The sequence below is a fragment of the Bacillus sp. SRI_025 genome (genome assembly GCF_057592095.1).
In genome coordinates this window covers 1-19772 of the sequence record NZ_JBYEGB010000008.1, presented here as the reverse complement: position 1 = coordinate 19772, position 19772 = coordinate 1, and the positions used below count along the sequence as shown (strand labels likewise).

Annotated in this window: 23 protein-coding genes and 2 other annotated features; all 23 genes read right to left on the bottom strand. The window is 41.5% G+C overall.

Annotated features, from left to right (window positions below):
* Positions 1-56: 56 nt before the first annotated feature.
* The 23 genes from rplL to AC20OE_RS17765 all read right to left on the bottom strand — a co-directional run bounded on the left by rplL (position 57) and on the right by AC20OE_RS17765 (position 19636).
* Positions 57-422 carry a 50S ribosomal protein L7/L12 gene (gene rplL / locus AC20OE_RS17875; protein ID WP_008345418.1) on the bottom strand — a complete coding sequence of 122 codons (366 nt, stop codon included), beginning with the start codon at positions 420-422 and terminating at the stop codon, positions 57-59.
* Between the two features lie 48 nt (positions 423-470).
* Positions 471-971: a 50S ribosomal protein L10 gene (rplJ, locus tag AC20OE_RS17870; protein WP_041084739.1), complete on the bottom strand. Its 501-nt coding sequence runs from the start codon at positions 969-971 to the stop codon at positions 471-473.
* Between the two features lie 69 nt (positions 972-1040).
* Positions 1041-1181, bottom strand: a sequence feature (ribosomal protein L10 leader region).
* A 49-nt stretch (positions 1182-1230) separates the two neighbouring features.
* Positions 1231-1929: a 50S ribosomal protein L1 gene (gene rplA / locus AC20OE_RS17865; protein ID WP_007496292.1), complete on the bottom strand. Its 699-nt coding sequence runs from the start codon at positions 1927-1929 to the stop codon at positions 1231-1233.
* Between the two features lie 99 nt (positions 1930-2028).
* Positions 2029-2454 carry a 50S ribosomal protein L11 gene (gene rplK / locus AC20OE_RS17860; protein WP_003216956.1) on the bottom strand — a complete coding sequence of 142 codons (426 nt, stop codon included), beginning with the start codon at positions 2452-2454 and terminating at the stop codon, positions 2029-2031.
* A gap of 171 nt (positions 2455-2625) precedes the next feature.
* Positions 2626-3159 carry a transcription termination/antitermination protein NusG gene (gene nusG / locus AC20OE_RS17855; RefSeq protein ID WP_003217197.1) on the bottom strand — a complete coding sequence of 178 codons (534 nt, stop codon included), beginning with the start codon at positions 3157-3159 and terminating at the stop codon, positions 2626-2628.
* A 171-nt stretch (positions 3160-3330) separates the two neighbouring features.
* Positions 3331-3507, bottom strand: coding sequence for a preprotein translocase subunit SecE (gene secE / locus AC20OE_RS17850; protein WP_008345422.1), 177 nt, complete (start codon positions 3505-3507; stop codon positions 3331-3333).
* A gap of 34 nt (positions 3508-3541) precedes the next feature.
* Positions 3542-3691, bottom strand: a complete 150-nt coding sequence (gene rpmG, locus AC20OE_RS17845; protein ID WP_008356502.1) for a 50S ribosomal protein L33 — start codon at positions 3689-3691, stop codon at positions 3542-3544.
* A gap of 76 nt (positions 3692-3767) precedes the next feature.
* Complete coding sequence (gene sigH, locus AC20OE_RS17840; protein WP_008345424.1) at positions 3768-4424, bottom strand: RNA polymerase sporulation sigma factor SigH; 657 nt, start codon at positions 4422-4424, stop codon at positions 3768-3770.
* A gap of 63 nt (positions 4425-4487) precedes the next feature.
* Complete coding sequence (gene rae1, locus AC20OE_RS17835; RefSeq protein WP_024425589.1) at positions 4488-5000, bottom strand: ribosome-dependent mRNA decay endonuclease Rae1/YacP; 513 nt, start codon at positions 4998-5000, stop codon at positions 4488-4490.
* A 2-nt stretch (positions 5001-5002) separates the two neighbouring features.
* Positions 5003-5752, bottom strand: a complete 750-nt coding sequence (gene rlmB / locus AC20OE_RS17830) for a 23S rRNA (guanosine(2251)-2'-O)-methyltransferase RlmB (protein WP_024425588.1) — start codon at positions 5750-5752, stop codon at positions 5003-5005.
* Positions 5736-6167 (bottom strand): Mini-ribonuclease 3, encoded by a 432-nt coding sequence (locus tag AC20OE_RS17825; RefSeq protein ID WP_024425587.1) that lies wholly within the window; start codon positions 6165-6167, stop codon positions 5736-5738. The genes rlmB and AC20OE_RS17825 overlap by 17 nt, the downstream gene beginning before the upstream one ends.
* Positions 6168-6170: 3 nt before the next feature.
* The gene (cysS, locus tag AC20OE_RS17820; protein ID WP_034283904.1) at positions 6171-7571 is read right to left on the bottom strand and encodes a cysteine--tRNA ligase; all 1401 of its coding nucleotides are present in this window, start codon (positions 7569-7571) and stop codon (positions 6171-6173) included.
* The gene (gene cysE / locus AC20OE_RS17815; protein ID WP_059376229.1) at positions 7568-8221 is read right to left on the bottom strand and encodes a serine O-acetyltransferase; all 654 of its coding nucleotides are present in this window, start codon (positions 8219-8221) and stop codon (positions 7568-7570) included. Before cysE ends, cysS begins: the two co-directional genes overlap by 4 nt.
* Positions 8222-8303: 82 nt before the next feature.
* Positions 8304-8534: a binding site (T-box leader), on the bottom strand.
* Entirely contained in the window at positions 8534-9985 is a 1452-nt protein-coding gene (gene gltX, locus AC20OE_RS17810; protein ID WP_059376227.1) for a glutamate--tRNA ligase, read from the bottom strand. (Overlaps the previous feature by 1 nt.)
* A 94-nt stretch (positions 9986-10079) precedes the next feature.
* Positions 10080-10556: a 2-C-methyl-D-erythritol 2,4-cyclodiphosphate synthase gene (gene ispF / locus AC20OE_RS17805; RefSeq protein WP_003216928.1), complete on the bottom strand. Its 477-nt coding sequence runs from the start codon at positions 10554-10556 to the stop codon at positions 10080-10082.
* A 6-nt stretch (positions 10557-10562) separates the two neighbouring features.
* Complete coding sequence (gene ispD / locus AC20OE_RS17800) at positions 10563-11249, bottom strand: 2-C-methyl-D-erythritol 4-phosphate cytidylyltransferase (RefSeq protein WP_041084742.1); 687 nt, start codon at positions 11247-11249, stop codon at positions 10563-10565.
* Between the two features lie 13 nt (positions 11250-11262).
* Positions 11263-12363 carry a PIN/TRAM domain-containing protein gene (locus AC20OE_RS17795; RefSeq protein ID WP_047203808.1) on the bottom strand — a complete coding sequence of 367 codons (1101 nt, stop codon included), beginning with the start codon at positions 12361-12363 and terminating at the stop codon, positions 11263-11265.
* A 153-nt stretch (positions 12364-12516) separates the two neighbouring features.
* On the bottom strand, positions 12517-13596 hold the full coding sequence (gene disA / locus AC20OE_RS17790) for a DNA integrity scanning diadenylate cyclase DisA (protein ID WP_024425581.1): 1080 nt from the start codon (positions 13594-13596) through the stop codon (positions 12517-12519).
* A gap of 2 nt (positions 13597-13598) precedes the next feature.
* Positions 13599-14978 carry a DNA repair protein RadA gene (radA, locus tag AC20OE_RS17785; RefSeq protein WP_025092231.1) on the bottom strand — a complete coding sequence of 460 codons (1380 nt, stop codon included), beginning with the start codon at positions 14976-14978 and terminating at the stop codon, positions 13599-13601.
* 93 nt (positions 14979-15071) lie between these two features.
* A complete protein-coding gene (clpC, locus tag AC20OE_RS17780) occupies positions 15072-17507 on the bottom strand; it encodes an ATP-dependent protease ATP-binding subunit ClpC (protein WP_047203805.1) in 2436 nt (811 codons plus the stop codon).
* Positions 17504-18595 (bottom strand): protein-arginine kinase McsB, encoded by a 1092-nt coding sequence (gene mcsB, locus AC20OE_RS17775; protein WP_039175958.1) that lies wholly within the window; start codon positions 18593-18595, stop codon positions 17504-17506. The genes clpC and mcsB overlap by 4 nt, the downstream gene beginning before the upstream one ends.
* A 4-nt stretch (positions 18596-18599) precedes the next feature.
* On the bottom strand, positions 18600-19157 hold the full coding sequence (mcsA, locus tag AC20OE_RS17770; RefSeq protein ID WP_064497446.1) for a protein-arginine kinase activator protein McsA: 558 nt from the start codon (positions 19155-19157) through the stop codon (positions 18600-18602).
* A gap of 14 nt (positions 19158-19171) precedes the next feature.
* Complete coding sequence (locus AC20OE_RS17765; RefSeq protein ID WP_003217184.1) at positions 19172-19636, bottom strand: CtsR family transcriptional regulator; 465 nt, start codon at positions 19634-19636, stop codon at positions 19172-19174.
* Positions 19637-19772: the final 136 nt, after the last annotated feature.

Here is a 19772-nt window from a genome sequence, read left to right as displayed (position 1 = left end):
TAGAAAAGAAAAAGCCCGCCAGTAAAAGCGAGCTTTCCCAAAAGATTAGGCGAAGATTACTTAACTTCTACAGAAGCGCCAACTTCTTCAAGCTTAGCTTTAAGTTCTTCAGCTTCTTCTTTAGCAATACCTTCTTTAAGTGGTTTTGGAGTGTTGTCAACAAGTTCTTTAGCTTCTTTCAAGCCAAGACCAGTGATTTCACGAACCACTTTGATAACTTTGATTTTTTGGTCTCCAGCACCAGCAAGTACTAGATCAAAATCAGTTTTTTCTTCAGCAGCAGCACCGCCACCAGCAGCTACAGCTACAGGAGCAGCAGCAGTTACGCCAAATTCTTCTTCGATTGCTTTTACTAAGTCGTTTAACTCAAGTACAGTTGCTTCTTTAACTGAAGCAATGATTTCTTCGATATTTAAAGCCATTTGTAATTCCTCCATTTTAAGTTTTTTTACGTAAACGTAAAGTAGGCATTAAGCGCCTTGTTCTTCTTTTTGTTCTGCAACTGCTTTAGTAGCAAGAGCAAGATTACGAACTGGAGCTTGAAGAACGCTAAGCAACATAGAAAGTAAGCCTTCGCGAGACGGAAGTTCCGCAAGAGCCTTCACTTCTTCTACAGTCGCTACGTTTCCTTCGATGACACCAGCTTTGATTTCTAAAGCTTCGTGGCTTTTCGCAAATTCGTTGATGATTTTCGCAGGTGCGATAACATCTTCGTTACTGAATGCGATAGCGTTTGGACCTGTTAAGAAATCGTTTAAACCCGTTAGTTCAACTTGTTCAACTGCACGGCGAGTCAAAGTGTTTTTGTAAACTTTGAATTCTACGCCAGCTTCACGAAGCTGTTTACGAAGTTCAGTCACTTCAGAAACTGAAAGACCGCGGTAATCTACAATGACAGTAGACATACTATCTTTAAATTTAGAAGTAATTTCATCAACGACAACTTTTTTAGTATCGATTGCATTGCTCATGGTTACACCTCCTGTACATTCTTTGTGTAACACTTATACCGATCAGGCCATCACGTTCCTAACGAACGGTTCTCCATATAAAAAGCCTCCATTAAGACATGGAGGCTGTATATACAAGCATACGTTAACGTAAGACTGTGACATATACACCTCGGCGGGTTAATTAAGCCATAAGGCCCCTGCTGTCTACGGTATAAATGGACATTATTCTATTTTACAACATTTTGATATTATCAAAATGGTTGTCATAAGTCAAGAATTATTTTGCAGAGAAAGAAGATGGATCCACTTTCACGCCAGGGCCCATAGTAGATGTAACAGAAACGTTTTTCACGTATACACCTTTAGCCGCTGCAGGTTTTGCTTTAAGGATTGTGTCATAGATTGTTGCAAAGTTCTCAACAAGCTTTTCGTCCTCGAAAGAAACCTTTCCGATTGGCGCGTGGATGTTACCAGCTTTATCAACGCGGTATTCTACTTTACCAGCTTTGATTTCATTGATTGCTTTTTCAACTTCAAACGTTACAGTTCCTGTTTTAGGGTTTGGCATAAGACCTTTTGGTCCAAGTACACGACCGATCTTACCAACTTCACCCATCATGTCAGGTGTCGCAACGATTACATCGAATTCGAACCAACCTTGTTGGATTTTAGTGATGTAATCAGAATCTCCAACGTAGTCTGCTCCAGCAGCTTCTGCTTCTTTTGCTTTTTCGCCTTTAGCGAACACAAGAACGCGTTGAGTTTTACCAGTTCCGTTAGGAAGTACAACTGCACCGCGGATTTGTTGATCGTTTTTACGAGGGTCTACGCCCAAACGAAAAGCAACTTCTACAGTCGCATCAAATTTCGCTGTATTTGCTTTTTTTGTAAGAGAAACAGCTTCAGCTACATCATACGCTTTAGTACGTTCGATCAGCTTAGCAGCTTCTACATACTTTTTACCTTTTTTAGCCATTATAAAAATCCTCCTTATGTGGTTTTAGCGGAATAACCTCCCACGAATAAGGGTTGCGAACTTGTCAAAACCAAACTCGCAACCCAACAAGACAAAAAATTAATCTTCGATGACAATACCCATACTGCGTGCAGTACCTTCAACCATGCGCATAGCTGATTCAACGCTAGCAGCGTTTAAGTCAGGCATTTTTGTTTCCGCGATTTCGCGTACTTTATCACGCTTAACAGTTGCCACTTTATTACGGTTAGGTTCACCAGAACCAGACTCAATACCAGCTGCTTTTTTAAGTAAAACTGCAGCAGGTGGAGTTTTAGTAATAAATGTAAATGAACGGTCTTCAAAAACCGAAATTTCAACAGGAATGATAAGACCAGCTTGGTCAGCTGTACGAGCGTTAAACTCCTTACAGAATCCCATGATATTAACACCGGCTTGACCTAGTGCAGGTCCAACTGGTGGAGCTGGGTTAGCTTTTCCAGCAGGAATTTGCAATTTAACAACTTTAACTACTTTTTTAGCCACGAGACACACCTCCTTAAAGTCCGTGATGTGGTAATAGGGGAATCCCCCTCCCACTCAACAACTTCATTCTTTATATGAATGACGAAATAACTAGCTAGCGATCTTGAGTGAACTCAAGACGTACCTTTGCTATATTACCACTTCTATACACTCATTTCAAGCTCTTTTGAATTACAATTTATCGATCTGCGTGAACTCAAGTTCAACAGGTGTTTCTCTACCAAACATATTAACGAATACTTTGACTTTGCTTTTATCGTAATCAATTTCTTCAATAGAGCCAGTGAAGTTAGCAAACGGCCCATCGATAACCTTAACTGTTTCTTTGAGCTCAAAGTCGATTTCTGTTTTGCGTTCTTCAAGACCCATTCTCTTCAGAATGGTTTCAGCTTCGCCTGGCAGCAGCGCAGTTGGCTTTGAGCCTGACCCAGCTGATCCAACGAATCCAGTGACACCCGGTGTATTACGAACAACATACCAAGAGTCGTCAGTCATCACGATTTCCACTAGGACATAGCCAGGGAATACTTTCTTTTTGACGACTTTTTTCTTACCATTTTTAATATCCGTTTCTTCTTCTTCTGGTACGACGACGCGGAAGATTTTATCCTGCATGCCCATTGATTCAACACGCTTTTCCAAGTTCGCTTTTACTTTGTTTTCATAGCCAGAGTACGTATGCACAACATACCAATTCTTTTCCATTTTCGTTCAGGACTATTTAGTCCTTCCCTCCCCACATTTCATAATGTCTATTTGACGAATCTCGAGTACCGGTAAATATTTTCAAGCAATTGAAAAAACCCGTAAAACGGGTTTTTTGGCAAGTCATATTATGATCTATTATAGCACGTTCAGCAGACCATTATTCAAGTATTAATGAATTAATTCGATTAATTGTGAGATTCCTATATCAAGAAAAGAGAAAAAGATTGCAAAGAATACGACTGTTAAAATAACAGTGATTGTGTAGCGGACCATTTCGTTCTTCTTTGGCCAGCTGACCTTTTTCATTTCTTTTCCGACACTTTTTAAGAAACTGATAATACGCATGTAAAAGACCTCCACAGAATAAAGAACGCAAATCTTACTTCGTTTCTAAATGTGTTTTATGTGAATTACAAGTCTTGCAATATTTCTTAACTTCTAATCTTTCAGCTGCTGAAGCAACACTTTTCATTGTCGTATAATTGCGGCTTCCGCAGTCTTTACAGGCTAGAGTAATCTTTTTCCTCATATTTACACCTATTTTCTCGACATCATTTCATTAGTACCTTATCACAGTGTCGAAAAAGCTGTCAATATAGGTTTGATTAGAGACTAATCTCGCGAAGCTCTAAATATTTCTCTAATTTTCTCTTTACTCTTTGGAGTGCGTTATCAATTGATTTCACATGACGGTTTAAATCTTCAGAAATCTCTTGATAGGATCTGCCATCAAGATAAAGCACAAGTACCTTTCTTTCCAGCTCGCTAAGCAGTTCACCCATCTTCATTTCGATATCATCAAATTCTTCTTTGCTAATGATTAAGTCTTCTGGGTTAAGCGCTTTAGCACCGGAAATGACATCTAATAATGTTCTGTCCGATTCTTCATCGTAGATCGGCTTGTCTAATGATACATAGGAATTTAACGGGATATGTTTTTGGCGAGTAGCTGTTTTAATTGCGGTGATAATTTGGCGGGTAATACATAACTCTGCAAAAGCCTTAAATGAAGTAAGCTTGTCCTCTCTGAAATCGCGGATAGACTTATAAAGTCCGATCATTCCCTCTTGGACAATGTCCTCTCGATCCGCTCCTATCAAGAAATAAGATCTTGCTTTCGCACGTACAAAATTGCGGTATTTCGTTATTAAATAATCTAGCGCATCACTATCTCCGACATGAACCCTTTCAATGACTTGTTCATCTTCCAACTGGCAAAATTGCTCTCTGATGGACTTACCCTTGCTGTTGTTTAGATTCACTTCGATCCCCCCGACCGCACCTAGATAGAAATATTATACATTAATGGTTGAAATATCGTCAAGCTATTCCAGATTCCCGCGCCGCCATTTTTCAAACGTTTTCAATACATCTTCTGACAATTCAATCTTAGATGCTGGTTTATCAGAAGTAATCTTTTTGACTCTCGTTTCAATCTTTCGTTCTATCACTTCAATCTCTCTTAAAAGCTCACGAGCCGACTTCCGAAGAGCTCCTTGTCCAAAAATAGCCCATTGTTCCGTAAAATCTGAGGTTGCCACATGAATTTGCGTCCGAATATTATTCAAATCCTGCGCCAGCTTTTCAATCCGCTCATCCGCCGTTTCATTCTCTCTCGTAAAGATGACCTCTACTCGGTGATTGGTTCGCTTCTTTTCAATTCCTTTGACCATATGGGCATCGAATACGACAATGACTCGATACCCTGTGTATGCTTGATATTCTGCTAAATGTTGAATCAGCACGTCTCTGGCTTCTTCAAAGCTGTTTTCCTTTAAGTGCTGCAGCTGAGGCCATGCACCTATCATGTTGTATCCATCGACTAAGAGGATATCCATCTCTATTCTCCTAACGGATAACGTTTTCGATACACTTCATACATCAATAGACCAGCGGCAACTGATGCATTTAAAGAAGTAACCTTCCCGGCCATAGGCAGTTTAATTAGAAAATCACACTTTTCCTTAATCAATCGGCCAATTCCTTTACCTTCACTCCCAATCACAAGAGCCAGCGGCATTGTACCATCAAATTGTCTGTAATCCTGTTTAGCAGACGCATCTGTTCCCGCAACCCAGATTCCTCTTTCTTTCATTTCATCAAGGGCTCTTGAAAGATTGGTCACTTTTGCAACAGGAATATGCTCAATTGCTCCAGTGGATGCCTTAGCAACTGTTGTTGTTAGACCGACCGCTCTCCTTTTTGGAATGACAATCCCGTGTGCCCCTACAGCATCTGCCGTACGCATAATCGATCCTAAATTATGCGGATCTTCAATTTCATCTAAAATCAGAAAGAATGGCTGCTCATTGCGCTTTTCAGCGATTTGATACAGATCGTCCAATTCTGCATATTCATATGCTGCTACTTGTGCAACGATTCCCTGGTGCTGACCTGTAACCATTTGATCAAGCTTTTTCCTCGGAACATACTGAATGGTGATATTTTGCTTTTTAGCGAGTTCAATGACCTGCTGGGCTTGTCCTTTTACAGTGTTTTCTGCCATCCAGAGCTTGTATAACTCCCGATCTGACTTCAGTGTCTCAATCACTGCATTTTTCCCAATGACATAATCATGTTGCTGACTCATTTGTCTTCCTCCCTGACGTTCCGATTTCAATCGCCTGACCAATCAGCTCTTCTAAGCGTTCGTCCTGCTTTTCGATAAATAAATAACCCATGAGCGCTTCAAACGCTGTACTATAACGATACGTTTGAACGTCCGTGTTTTTAGGCACTGTGCCTGATTTTGCGTTTCTTCCTCTTTTCAGCACCGCTTCTTCTGCTTCAGTGAAAAAGCCTTGCTGCTGAAGCGTAAATAAAATAGCAGCCTGTGATTTAGCTGAAACAATTTTGCTTGCTCGTTTGTGCAGCTCATTTGGTTTTGTTGCCCCCGTTTGGAGGAGGTGATGCCTCACATATACTTCAAAAATGGCATCACCCATATAAGCTAGCGCAAGTCCGTTCAACTGTTTACCGTCTTTCAGCTTTTCAAAATTCAACATTGCCTATTCTCCTCTTTTCCAGCGAGTACCTTGAGGAGTGTCCTCCAACACAATATTCATGTTCTTTAATTGGTCACGAATTTGATCAGATAGGGCAAAGTCACGATTTCTTCTAGCTTCATTACGTTTTTCAATTAACGCTTCTACCTCTTCGTCAAGCGTGTGCTTTTCTTCTAATGAGAAGCCAAGAACAGACGTAATTTCTTGGAACAAGCCGATAAATGCCTTGATCACTTCCTCCGAAGTATGATCATTTTCCATATAATAATTCGCCTGTTTCGCTAATTCGAATAAAACAGAGATCGCATTTGCTGTATTGAAGTCATCATTCATTTCAGAAATAAATGTCGCACGCTGTTCTTCAATTTTTGCCAGCCATTCAGCATTGTCTTCCGTGATATTCGTGCTGCTCTCGAGACGGTGATGTAAATTCGCATACGATGTTTTGAGTCGGTTAAACGCACTCTTTGTACTTTCTAATAAATCCATTGAGTAGTTAATTGGGTGGCGATAGTGAACCGACAACATAAAGAAGCGGAGCACATCAGGATCTTGTTCTTTCACAATGTCATGCACCAGCACAAAGTTGCCAAGTGATTTTGACATTTTTTCATTATCAATATTAATATACCCGTTATGCATCCAATACTTCGCAAAAGGCTTCCCTGTCAAAGCCTCAGATTGGGCAATTTCATTCTCATGGTGCGGGAATGTTAGATCCTGTCCGCCAGCATGAATGTCGATCGTATCACCTAAATATTTTTTGACCATTGCCGAGCATTCGATGTGCCAGCCTGGGCGTCCTTCGCCCCATGGGCTATCCCATGAGATTTCCTGATCCTTTGCAGCCTTCCATAGGGCAAAGTCCAGTGCATCTCGCTTCTTTTCACCTACACGAATACGGGCACCTGTCTTCAGTTCATCAATCGATTGATGTGAAAGCTTTCCATAGCCTTCAAATGAGCGTGTGCTGTAATACACGTCGCCATCTGCTTCATAGGCGTAGCCTTTTTCAATCAATGTCGCAATAAACGCAATGATATCATCCATGTTTTCCGTTACTCGCGGGTGAAGGTCTGCTTTTTTGCAGCCTAGTGCACTAACGTCTTCAAAGTAGGCTTGGATAAACCGGTCAGCAATTGTCGGCACATCTTCTCCGAGTTCATTGGCTGCTTTGATGAGTTTATCATCCACATCTGTAAAGTTTGATACAAAGTTCACATCGTAACCGCTGTATTCTAAATACTTACGTACAGTGTCATAAACAATAGCAGGTCTAGCATTCCCGATATGAATGTAGTTATAAACGGTTGGTCCGCACACATACATCTTGACCTTTCCTGGCTCAAGCGGGACAAATTCTTCTTTCTTACGTGTCAATGTATTATAAATATTGATTGTCATGATTGTTCTTCCTTTCTGCTCAATGAAGCCAGCTCACCTTTTAGCTTTTCCATTTCTCGTTCCAATTCTTTAAAACGATCGGAAATTGGATCTGGCAAATCTTGATGATTGAGATCACGATTGATTTTCTTTCCATTTTGAACGACGACTCGCCCAGGTATACCGACAACGGTGGAATGGTCGGGTACGTCCTTTAACACGACCGATCCCGCTCCAATCTTGGCTCCTTTTCCAACTGTAATGGAACCAAGCACCTTGGCACCTGTCGCAATAAGGGCATCGTCTAAAATGGTCGGATGCCGCTTTCCCTTTTCTTTCCCTGTTCCCCCTAATGTCACGCCTTGGAAAACAGTGACGTTGTCTCCAATTTCACATGTTTCCCCGATCACAACGCCCATGCCGTGATCAATGAAGAACCGCCTGCCAATGGTTGCCGCCGGGTGAATTTCTACCCCTGTGAAAAAACGGCTGATCTGAGAAATGATTCGCGCAATAAAATACAGCTTCCGCTTATAAAATGCGTGCGCAATACGGTGAGCCCAAATCGCATGAAGCCCTGAATAGGTTAGCACTACTTCAATATAGCTTCTAGCAGCAGGATCTTGATCAAACACAGTATCAATATCTTCTTTCAGCATTTTGAAAAACACATGCTCCCCCCGTTCTTCCCCATCAATCTCTCTTAGGACTTGCTCTCTTTTTTTGGACAAATAAAAAACGCCTCTGCCAAATGACAGAGACGTTTTGAAAACGCGGTTCCACTCTGTTTAGAAAGCCACTTATCTTTCAGCCTTCTCAACTTAATCCCATAACGGAGGATACCGCCCTTGCATACTAACGTACGTGTTCCTCAAGGGTCTTGAGGGTGCATTTCCAACGTCTGCCCATAAGTCTCTTTCAGCCGGTGGAGACTCTTTCTGTGATGGACGAGTACATTGTACTTCTCCCTCGCAACGATTTCCTTATATTTGTTTAATGCGGTTTAATACCGTTTCTTTACCTAGTAATTCAATACTTTGCGGAAGTTCTGGGCCATGCGTTTGTCCTGTGACAGCCACACGAATCGGCATGAATAGTTTCTTGCCTTTATGCCCTGTTTCTTTTTGTACCGCTTTAATGGCAGCCTTGATTTCATCAGGTGTGAAAGACTCAAGCTGTTCAAGCTGACCTGCAAAAGATGCCATGACTTCTGGTACTTGCTCCTCTGCTAGAACTTCCTTTGCCTCTTGATTATACTCAATTTGCTCCTTAAAGAACAACTCTGTTAACTCAACAATTTCTGCTCCGTAGCTTAATTGTTCGTGATACAGAGAAATAAGCTTGCGTACCCACGTGTTTTCTTCTTCTGTCAGCTGCTCACTTACCTTGCCTGCTTTTTGAAGATGCGGAAGTGTTAGTGCCACAACCTGATCAAGATCAAGTGCTTTCACGTATTGGTTGTTCACCCATTTTAGTTTATGCATATCAAATAGAGCTGGTGACTTAGAAAGTCGATTCACATCGAAAATGTCGATGAATTGCTCTTTTGTAAACAGTTCTTCTTCGCCTACTGGAGACCATCCAAGTAATGCAATGAAGTTAAACAGAGCTTCAGGTAAATATCCTAAATTCTTATATTGCTCGATGAATTGAATAATTGATTCATCACGTTTACTTAATTTCTTGCGGTTCTCGTTCACAATCAACGTCATATGTCCGAATAGCGGAACATCCCAGCCAAATGCATTAAAAACCATAATTTGTTTAGGCGTATTTGAAATATGATCCTCTCCGCGAAGAACGTGAGTCATTTTCATCAAATAATCATCCACGGCTACGGCAAAGTTATAAGTTGGCGTGCCATCTTTCTTCACAATAACAAAGTCACCGATGCCGTCTGTTTCAAACGAAATATCGCCTTTAACCATGTCGTCAAATTTGATGATTTCTCCTTTTGGCACTCGGAAGCGGATGCTTGGCTCTCTTCCTTCAGCAACCAGCTTGTCCTCTTCTTCTTTTGATAAATGACTGCATTTACCAGAATATCGAGGCATTTCACTGCGGGCGATTTGTGCTTCACGCTCTGCCTCTAGCTCTTCAGCCGTACAATAGCACTTATACGCCAAGTCCTTCTCTAAGAGCTCGTCATAATATTTTTTGTAAATATCATTTCGCTCTGATTGTCTGTAAGGACCGTAACCGCCATCTTTATCAATGCTCTCATCCCAATCAATACCGAGCCATTGCAGGTGGCGAAGCTGGCTTTCCTCCCCGCCTTCTACATTACGCTTTTGATCCGTATCCTCGATTCGAATAATAAATTTGCCGCCTTGGCTGCGTGCGAACAAATAGTTGAAAAGAGCCGTTCTAGCATTCCCAATATGTAAATGACCAGTTGGACTCGGTGCATAACGAACACGCACTTCATTTCCCATGAGTTTAACTTCCTTTCATCTGCATCATGTTGTCTGACACCAATTTTTTATAAACGTATTTTATCATCAAAACCCATTCTCATCAAAATGGATTTTACTTTTTCTGAAGAAGCACTGTTGCCTGAGAGGCAATTCCTTCGCCTCTTCCTGTAAATCCGAGTTTCTCTGTCGTTGTTGCTTTGACGTTCACCTGTGTGACATCTGCCTCAAGTGCTTCTGCGATTTTCTCACACATTGGTTGAATGTAAGGTGCCATTTTTGGTTTTTGAGCCATGATGGTGCAGTCAATATTCACAAGTGTGTAACCTTTTTCTTTCACAAGTGCCCACACATGCTGCAATAATTTAAAAGAATCTGCATCCTTAAACTCAGGATCTGTGTCTGGGAAATGTCTGCCGATATCTCCTTCAGCAATCGCACCCAGGCAGGCATCTGCCACTGTGTGAAGCAGTACGTCAGCGTCTGAATGCCCTAGCAGTCCCTTTTCATAAGGGATGGTGACCCCGCCGATAATCAGAGGTCTTCCCTCTGTTAATTGATGTACATCAAAGCCTTGTCCTATTCTCAACATGATCTATTACCCTCTTTCCGCATCCATAATTGCCTTGGCAACCAATAAATCATCCGGTGTTGTCAGCTTAATATTGGTATAGTCTCCTTGGACAATATACACATTCTCGCCATGTAATTGTTCAACAAGACTGGCGTCATCTGTTCCAAGGAAGCCTGTCCGCTCCGCATGTTCATGCGCCTCTTTTAAAATAGAATGACGAAAAGCTTGTGGGGTCTGAACCGCCCACAAGCTCTGACGTTCAATGGTTTGTTCCACTTTTCCTTCTTGAACGCGTTTGATTGTGTCTTTCACTGGTACCGCTACAACTGCGGAGCCTTTTTCAATCGCTGCTTTAACGAGCAAGTCAATCTGTGTATGCTTAATAAAAGGCCTTGCCCCATCATGAACAAGCACGATGTCCGCATCTTTCACAGCCTTTAATCCTTCGTATACACTTTGCTGACGTTCTTCACCGCCAGTGACAAGTGAAACAGGCGTTTGAAAAGCGTGTACCTTGAGTAGCCTTTCAAAGTCTTGACGCTCCTCCTCATTGATCGCTAGGATCATGCGTTTGCATTGTGAATGAGCGTCAAACACCTTTAATGTATGAATGATGACCGGCATTCTTTTCAGCTCGATAAAAAGCTTATTGCGGCCGGCCTTCATTCGTTTCCCCTGCCCCGCAGCCGGAATAACTACTTCATAATACATGTTCGTTCTCCCTTTAGAGCGCCTTCTCCAGAAGTTTTGGCTTCGCAAAAATCATTCTTCCAGCAGCAGTCTGCAGCACACTTGTGACGAGTACATCGATGTCTTTTCCAATGTAATTGCGTCCTTCTTCGACCACAATCATCGTACCGTCATCTAGGTAAGCAACACCTTGGTTATGCTCTTTCCCATCTTTGATGACCTGTACCTTCATTTCTTCCCCAGGCAGTACAACCGGTTTAACCGCATTGGCTAGATCATTGATGTTTAACACTGCTACTTTTTGAAGTTCGCATACTTTATTTAAATTAAAATCATTGGTCACAACAACACCTGAAGTTAATTTCGCGAGCTTCACAAGCTTGCTATCAACCTCTTGAATGTCTTCGAAGTCACCTTCGTAAATTTCAACTTTAATATCCAACTCTTTTTGAATACGATTTAAAATATCAAGACCTCTCCGGCCTCTATTTCTCTTTAATACATCTGAGGAGTCTGCAATATGCTGTAATTCCTCGAGTACAAATTGAGGAATAACCATGACGCCTTCTAAGAATCCAGTTTGGCAAATATCTGCGATTCTTCCATCAATGATAACACTTGTGTCTAAAATTTTCAGCTTTTTATCTTCTATTTCAGGTTCATCATCAGCTGCTCCTTTTTTCTTGCTGACCTTTGCAGACCGGGAGAACAGCCCCATCATTTCATCCTTCTTCTTAAAGCCTACCTGAAACCCAAGGTATCCTAAAAAGAAAGCCAGGAAAATCGGAATAATGGTACCAAAAATATGATATGGGATATTGTTTAGCGGGATCACGTTTACAATAAGATATGCTAGAATAAGTCCAAATACTAATCCGAAACTTCCAGATATAAGATCAGGAAGAGGCGCCTTCAATAGAGAATCCTCGATCCATTTCACCCAATTTACCACATAACCTGTGCACCATTTGCCGATGATCAAGAATACAGCGGCTCCTATTAGTGCTGAAGAGTAAGCATTTGTTATGAAAGGTATGTCCTTTACATTTAAAAGCAGAAATAACTCTGGAATGATAAAAATCCCCACAACTGCACCAAAAATGATAAAAAACGCCTGAACGATTCTTTTTAACATACCTTCACCTCCTTTATTTTTCATCTGTCAATCCACCTTCATCTGACATTGATATATGTTTAAGTTTCCTATCATGAGCAACAGAAAACAAAACCATCATTAATATACCCATATTCATCCATTTTTAACCGTAATAGAGAAAAATTTCTCTTCTTAAAGCTGACGGTCGATATAATGTTTTTCTTGTAACCTTTTTAATCCTTTTTTTATCTTTTTCGCTCTTACTTCTCCAATTCCTTCTACTTCATCCAATTCTTGTACATCCGCTTCCATAATTCGATCTAGCACACCGAATGCTTCAACCACATTTTCAACGATCGGCATTGGCAGTCTAGGGATTTTATGGAGCAACCTGTATCCTCTTGTGTACACATATTCGTCAATATTTGTAGAAGCTGGATATCCAAGTAACTTGTACAGAATGGAATCATCTAAAAGCTCAAAGCTCGACATATCTTGAAGTTGTTTAAGCAGCACATACGGATCTTTGATCTTTTCTTTCACGTAATCTTTAATAAATAAAGCCGCTTCCTGCTCCATATCTGTAATCAGCTCATTGACTTGCAGACGGATCAAGTGTCCCTCTGTTCCAAGCTCTTTGATATACATATTGATTTCATTTTTGATTCTAAGAACCATTTCGTAGCGGTGCAGCACGGATAATACATCACCAAAGGTCACAAGCTCTTCAAATTCTAGGGCGCTTAACGCAGAAATGGCGTGATCTAAAATGGTTTTATATTTCTCAAGTGTTTGAATGGCTTGATTCGCCTTTGTTAAAATAAAACCAATATCTTTCAGCGTATAACGACGATTCCCTTGGTATAAGGTAATGACGTTCCTCCGTTCAGAAATGGCGATGATTAAGCAGCCTGTCTGCTTCGCTACACGTTCAGCCGTCCGGTGCCTCATGCCTGTTTCCGATGAATGGATGGTGGCATCTGGCATCAGCTGTGTATTCGCATACAAGATTTTTTGACCAGAATCGCTAAGAATAATAGCCCCGTCCATCTTCGCCAATTCATATAAATGTGCTGGAGAGAAGGCAGAATTAATGTGAAATCCTCCATCTACCACACTCTTTACTTTGTCATTATAACCAACAACAATGAGCCCGCCAGTATTGGCTCTCAAGACGTTTTCAATCCCTGCCCGCAGAGGTGTTCCTGGTGCCACAAACTGTACAATATCTAAGAGATCGAGTTCTCTCGCTCCTTTTTTCTCTTTTTCCATTCCTATGATCCCCCTAGTGAAATTCGAAGTGCCTCCGCTACATTTTCTACACCAACTAACTCAATCCCTCTCGGCTTTTTCCATCCGTCTATATTCGCCTGAGGAATAAACATTCGCTTAAATCCTAGTTTCGCAGCTTCCTGCACTCGCTGTTCAATTCTTGATACTCTTCTGACTTCTCCCGTCAGACCGACCTCTCCTATAAAGCAATCCGCTTGATGCGGCGCTGCGTCTTTAAAGCTTGATGCAATACTGACGGCAATAGCTAAGTCAATCGCCGGTTCGTCAAGCTTCACACCGCCTGCGACCTTTAAATACGCATCTTGGTTTTGCAAGAGCAGCCCCACGCGTTTTTCTAAAACTGCCATGAGCAGCGATACTCGATTATGATCAAGGCCAGTGGCCATTCTTCGCGGATTTCCAAAGCTTGTCGGGGAAATTAATGCCTGTATCTCGACAAGTACGGGTCTTGTTCCTTCCATTGAGGCAACAACACACGAACCAGATACACCTGCCGACCGCTCTTCTAAAAAGATTTCTGATGGGTTTAATACTTCCGTGAGTCCTTCCTCTCTCATTTCAAAAATCCCCAATTCATTCGTTGAACCAAATCGGTTTTTGACCGCCCGTAAGATACGAAATGTATGATGACGCTCGCCTTCAAAATAAAGAACCGTGTCCACCATATGCTCTAAAAGTCGCGGACCTGCGATCGAGCCTTCTTTGGTCACGTGACCAACGATAAAAATAGGAATCCCATTTGTCTTGGCAATTTTCATCAGCTGTGCTGTACATTCTCTTACTTGAGATACAGAGCCGGGAGCTGACGTGATATCGCTTTGATAAACGGTTTGAATCGAATCCACCACAACAAAAGCAGGTTTCATCTCCTGTATAGCAGACGTTATATACTCCATATCGGTTTCAGCCAAAACATGTAAAGAGGCGCTTTCAATACCAAGGCGGTCCGCTCTTAGCTTCGTTTGTTTAATGGACTCCTCACCAGATATGTACAACACATTCTGATTTTTGTCTGAGAGCTGTGCTGATACTTGTAATAATAAAGTGGACTTCCCAATCCCAGGATCTCCGCCAATGAGAACAAGAGAGCCTTTGACAATTCCACTTCCTAATACTCGGTTAAATTCTTCTAAATTCGTTTTAATTCGGGGTTCTTCGGATGTTTCAATTGCAGATATAGGTGAAGGTTTTTGAATGGTTTGAACAGAATGATTAAAAGCACTACGACGGTTTGCCGGCTCTTTGCGAACGACCTCTTCTGTCATACTGTTCCACGTGCCGCAGCCTGGACATTTCCCCATCCATTTGGCTGACTCATAACCGCACGATTGGCATATAAATTTTGATTTTGTCTTAGCCATAGATTGAAGAATACAACTCCTTATACTGGTCAGAAAATAAGTAAAGGGAGGCATACACCTTGCTGGTATGCCTCACACTTTTTTCTTACTATATTAGTTCGTAGCAGCCGTCGCTTTTACGACAATTTCTCCATCTTCCACATCTAATACGATATGTTGACCTTTTTCAATATTGCCCTTCAGAAGCTCCTCAGAAAGTCGATCTTCTACATGCTTTTGAATCGCTCTTCTTAACGGACGCGCACCGTACTCAAGATCTACTCCTTCGTCGGCAATCTTCGCTTTTGCTGCTTCCGTCAATTCAATTGATAGGTCTTGTTCTTTTAATCGTTTTGTCAATTGATCAGACATGAGAGACACGATCTCTTTTAGATGTTTCTTCTCTAGCGAGTGGAAGACAATGATTTCATCAATACGGTTGATAAACTCAGGTCTAAATGCACGTTTCAACTCGCCCATCACTTTGCCTTTCATATCCTTGTAATTTTGACTTTCATCCTGCACGTTAAAGCCAACGTATTTATTACGCTTCAACTCACTAGCTCCAACGTTTGATGTCATGATCAAAATCGTATTTCTAAAGTCAACGGTACGCCCTTTAGAATCAGTCAGACGACCATCTTCTAATACTTGCAGTAAGATATTAAATACATCTGGATGCGCCTTTTCAATCTCGTCTAATAGAACGACAGAATAAGGTTTTCTTCTCACTTTTTCAGTCAGCTGTCCACCTTCATCATAACCGACATATCCTGGAGGTGACCCAACAAGTCTGGATGTAGAGTGTTTCTCCATGTATTCAGACATATCAATACGGATCATTGCTTCTTCATCACCGAAAATAGACTCGGCGAGTGCTCTTGCAAGCTCCGTTTTACCTACCCCTGTTGGCCCTAAGAAGATAAAGGAGCCGATTGGACGCTTCGGATCTTTCAGGCCAGCACGCGCACGTCTCACCGCTTTTGCAACAGCGACAACCGCTTCATCCTGCCCAATCACACGAGAGTGGAGCAATTGTTCCATATTCAGAAGCTTATCTGTCTCCGTTTGAGCAATTTTTGCAACAGGCACTCCCGTCCAGCTGGAAACAACCATTGCGATATCATCTACAGATACCTCTGAATTCTCTTGTCCCTGCTTTTCTTTCCATGATTTCTTTGTGACTTCTACTTTTTCACGCAAACGCTGCTCTGTATCGCGAAGAGAAGCTGCTTTTTCAAATTCTTGACTTTGAACTGCCGCATCCTTTTCCTTGCGTACTTCATCCAACTTTTGCTCTAGTTCTTTTAGGTTAGGCGGTGTTGTGAACGAACGCAAACGGACTTTCGAACCTGCCTCATCAATTAAATCAATCGCCTTATCTGGAAGGAATCTGTCAGAGATATAACGGTCAGACAGCTTCACCGCCGCCTCAATCGCTTCATCTGTAATAGACACACGGTGATGTGCTTCATACCGATCTCTAAGTCCTCTTAAGATTTGAATACTCTCATCAACAGAAGGCTGATCTACTTGAATTGGCTGGAAACGTCGTTCAAGCGCAGCATCCTTTTCAATGTATTTACGATACTCATCTAACGTTGTCGCCCCAATACATTGAAGCTCACCACGTGCTAAAGATGGTTTTAGAATATTAGACGCATCAATCGCACCCTCTGCTCCACCAGCACCAATGAGTGTATGAAGCTCATCGATAAAGAGAATGATATTTCCTGCCTGACGAATTTCGTCCATGACTTTTTTCAAACGATCCTCGAATTCACCACGATATTTCGTTCCAGCTACAACAGTTCCCATATCCAGTGTCATCACTCGTTTATCACGCAGGATTTCAGGCACTTCGTTATGAATAATTTGCTGTGCAAGACCTTCTGCGATGGCTGTTTTACCAACACCAGGCTCACCAATCAGCACAGGGTTATTTTTTGTTCTTCTACTTAGGACCTCAATGACACGTTGAATTTCTTTGCTTCGGCCAATGACTGGGTCCAAGCTGTCCTCTTTTGCGATAGCAGTCAAATCTCTTGCCAAGCTATCAAGTGTTGGTGTATTTGCATTGCTATTAGAGCCTGCCGCAGATGCACCTGTTTCATTGCTTCCAAGCAGCTGCAGGACTTGCTGACGTGCTTTATTTAAGCTCACTCCGAGGTTATTTAAGACACGGGCAGCGACACCCTCTCCCTCACGAATAAGACCTAATAGAATATGTTCTGTCCCTACATAGGAATGACCTAGCTTTCTTGCTTCATCCATTGAAAGCTCAGTGACCTTCTTCGCTCTAGGCGTATAATGAGGAATAGCTTGAGACACCTCTTGCCCTCTTCCAATCAAGCTTTCGACTTCTTTTTGGATTTTATCTGAAACAAGGCCCAGTGCTTCTAACGCTTTGGCAGCAATGCCCTCCCCTTCACGTACAAGGCCAAGTAAAATGTGCTCAGTACCAATATTCTTATGGCCTAGGCGAATGGCTTCTTCTTGTGCAAGTGCTAATACCTTTTGAGCTCTTTCAGTGAATCTTCCAAACATCATATCGTTTCATCCTCCTGTCCATTCCTATGCATTTCTAAGCGCAGCCTTTCTCTAATAATCGCTGCTCGTTTTATATCTCGTTCATTTGGCTCCAAGGCTCCTCCTGAATATTGTTGAAGGAAGCCAGGCTGGGTCAAAATCATGAGTTCATTCAGTATATTACTTGAAAGCCCCTTAATGATACCTAAATCTATTCCAAGCCGCACATCTGACAAACACTTTGCTGTTTCTTTTGATTCAATCATACGACAATTGGCCAAAATCCCTAAGGACCGGTACACTCTGTCCTCAAGTTCAATTTTAGATGTTTGATATAATGCTTTTCGTGCAGATCGCTCTTGTTCAATGAGCTGAGCAGTCACACTATTCAAGTCATCTACAATGTTTTCTTCTGATTGACCAAGTGTCATTTGATTTGAAATTTGAAAGATGTTCCCTATTGCTTCGCTGCCCTCACCATAAATTCCTCTGACCACAAGACCTAATTGATTAATGGCAGGAATAATGCGATTCATTTGTCTTGTGAGCGCTAATGCCGGTAAATGCATCATGACCGAAGCCCTAATACCTGTACCTACATTAGTCGGACAGCTTGTTAAGTATCCTCGCTTTTCAGAAAATGCATAATCCACTTGCTCTTCAATCCAGTCATCTACCTGATTAGCCGCTTTTAGTGCATTGGCTAGCTGAAAACCTGGGAATAAACATTGGATTCGAATATGGTCTTCTTCATTCAACATCACACTGATTTCTTCATTTTCAGAAAGCAAACAGCCGCCAAATCTTGATTCAGCTAAATTGGGGCTGATCAAATGTTTTTCAACAAGTACCCTCTTTGCTAAAGGCTGCGTTTCATTCATTCGAATCAGAACAAAGTTTCCAATGTCCTTCACTTCCTGGCTAGCAAACTTTTGCTCGAATTGCTGGAGAACAGCTTCAGCTTCTTCTTGAGAAAACTGAGTTGGGAAACGAACATGCTCTAGATTGCGCGCTAGCCGGATTCGACTGCTTAGAACAATGTCACTTTCTGGTCCTTTTTGTTTCATCCACTGACTTAGAGCGTCTTGAATAAAATGCTGGAGCGACATGTCGTTAATCTCCCTCCCTCTGCTGAGATTGCTCATGCTCTAATGCACGAATTTGATCTCGAACTTCCGCTGCTTTTTCGAACTCTTCCTGTTCAATCAGCTGCTTCAGCTCTTGCTGCATTAACTCAAGTTTCCGGCGGACATGCAGGCTGCCGGCAATTCGTTTTGGGACTTTCCCATTATGGACTGTATTTCCACTATGGACTTTCCGTAAAACAGGGTTCAGATACTGATCAAATGTACGATAGCATTCTGCACAGCCAAATCGGCCTGTTTTTCTGAACTGCTGAAAGGTTAAGCCACACTTAGGACATTGATCCACTTCTTTTGCTTCTTGAAAAATAGACGAGCTCTTGTTAGCACTTGTGGTGAAGCTAGGATCAATATTTAATAAGCCTGATAATAAGTTGTGAATCGAGAAACCTTGGTTTCCACTCATAGCATATGAATCACTGTTTTCTTTTGCACATTGTTCACATATGTGCATTTCTTGTTTTTCTCCATTTATAACTTTCGTAAAGTGAAAAGTGGCTGGTCTCTCATTACATTCTTGACAAATCAATCTTTTCACCCGCTTTACTTTAATTTCAAAGCATTTAACATCGCTTTCATCATCCGAGCCCGGAGTTCATCACGTTCAGGTAAATCAATATGCAATACAGAACGGTCCATGACACTAATCATCATCTTAGCTTCTCTTTCAGATAAAATGTTATTTTCAACAAGACGCATGATGATGTGATCAGATGCAGCCTGTGATAAACGATGATATATTTGGGAAATAATGTTGTTCAATAAGTCCACTTCATCATTCATTTTGACTTTAATGATGCGGATATAGCCACCGCCGCCACGCTTACTTTCAACGATATAGCCTCTCTCGCTCGTAAAGCGTGTATTGATAACATAGTTAATTTGTGAAGGTACGCATTGAAACTTATCTGCAATTTCATTGCGTTTAATTTCTAATATTTCTCGACCGTTCTGATCCAAGACTTCCTTCAAATACTGCTCGATGATATCAGAAATATTTTGTGCCACTCCGCCTCCTCCTCCATTGACTTTGACTATATTTGACTTTAATCTTACTATAAATTTTTTCGGTCGATTTTTCAAGATAATCGCTCAACTAACAATATTATTTCCACATTTATATGGTGCCAAACCTCCAAAAAAC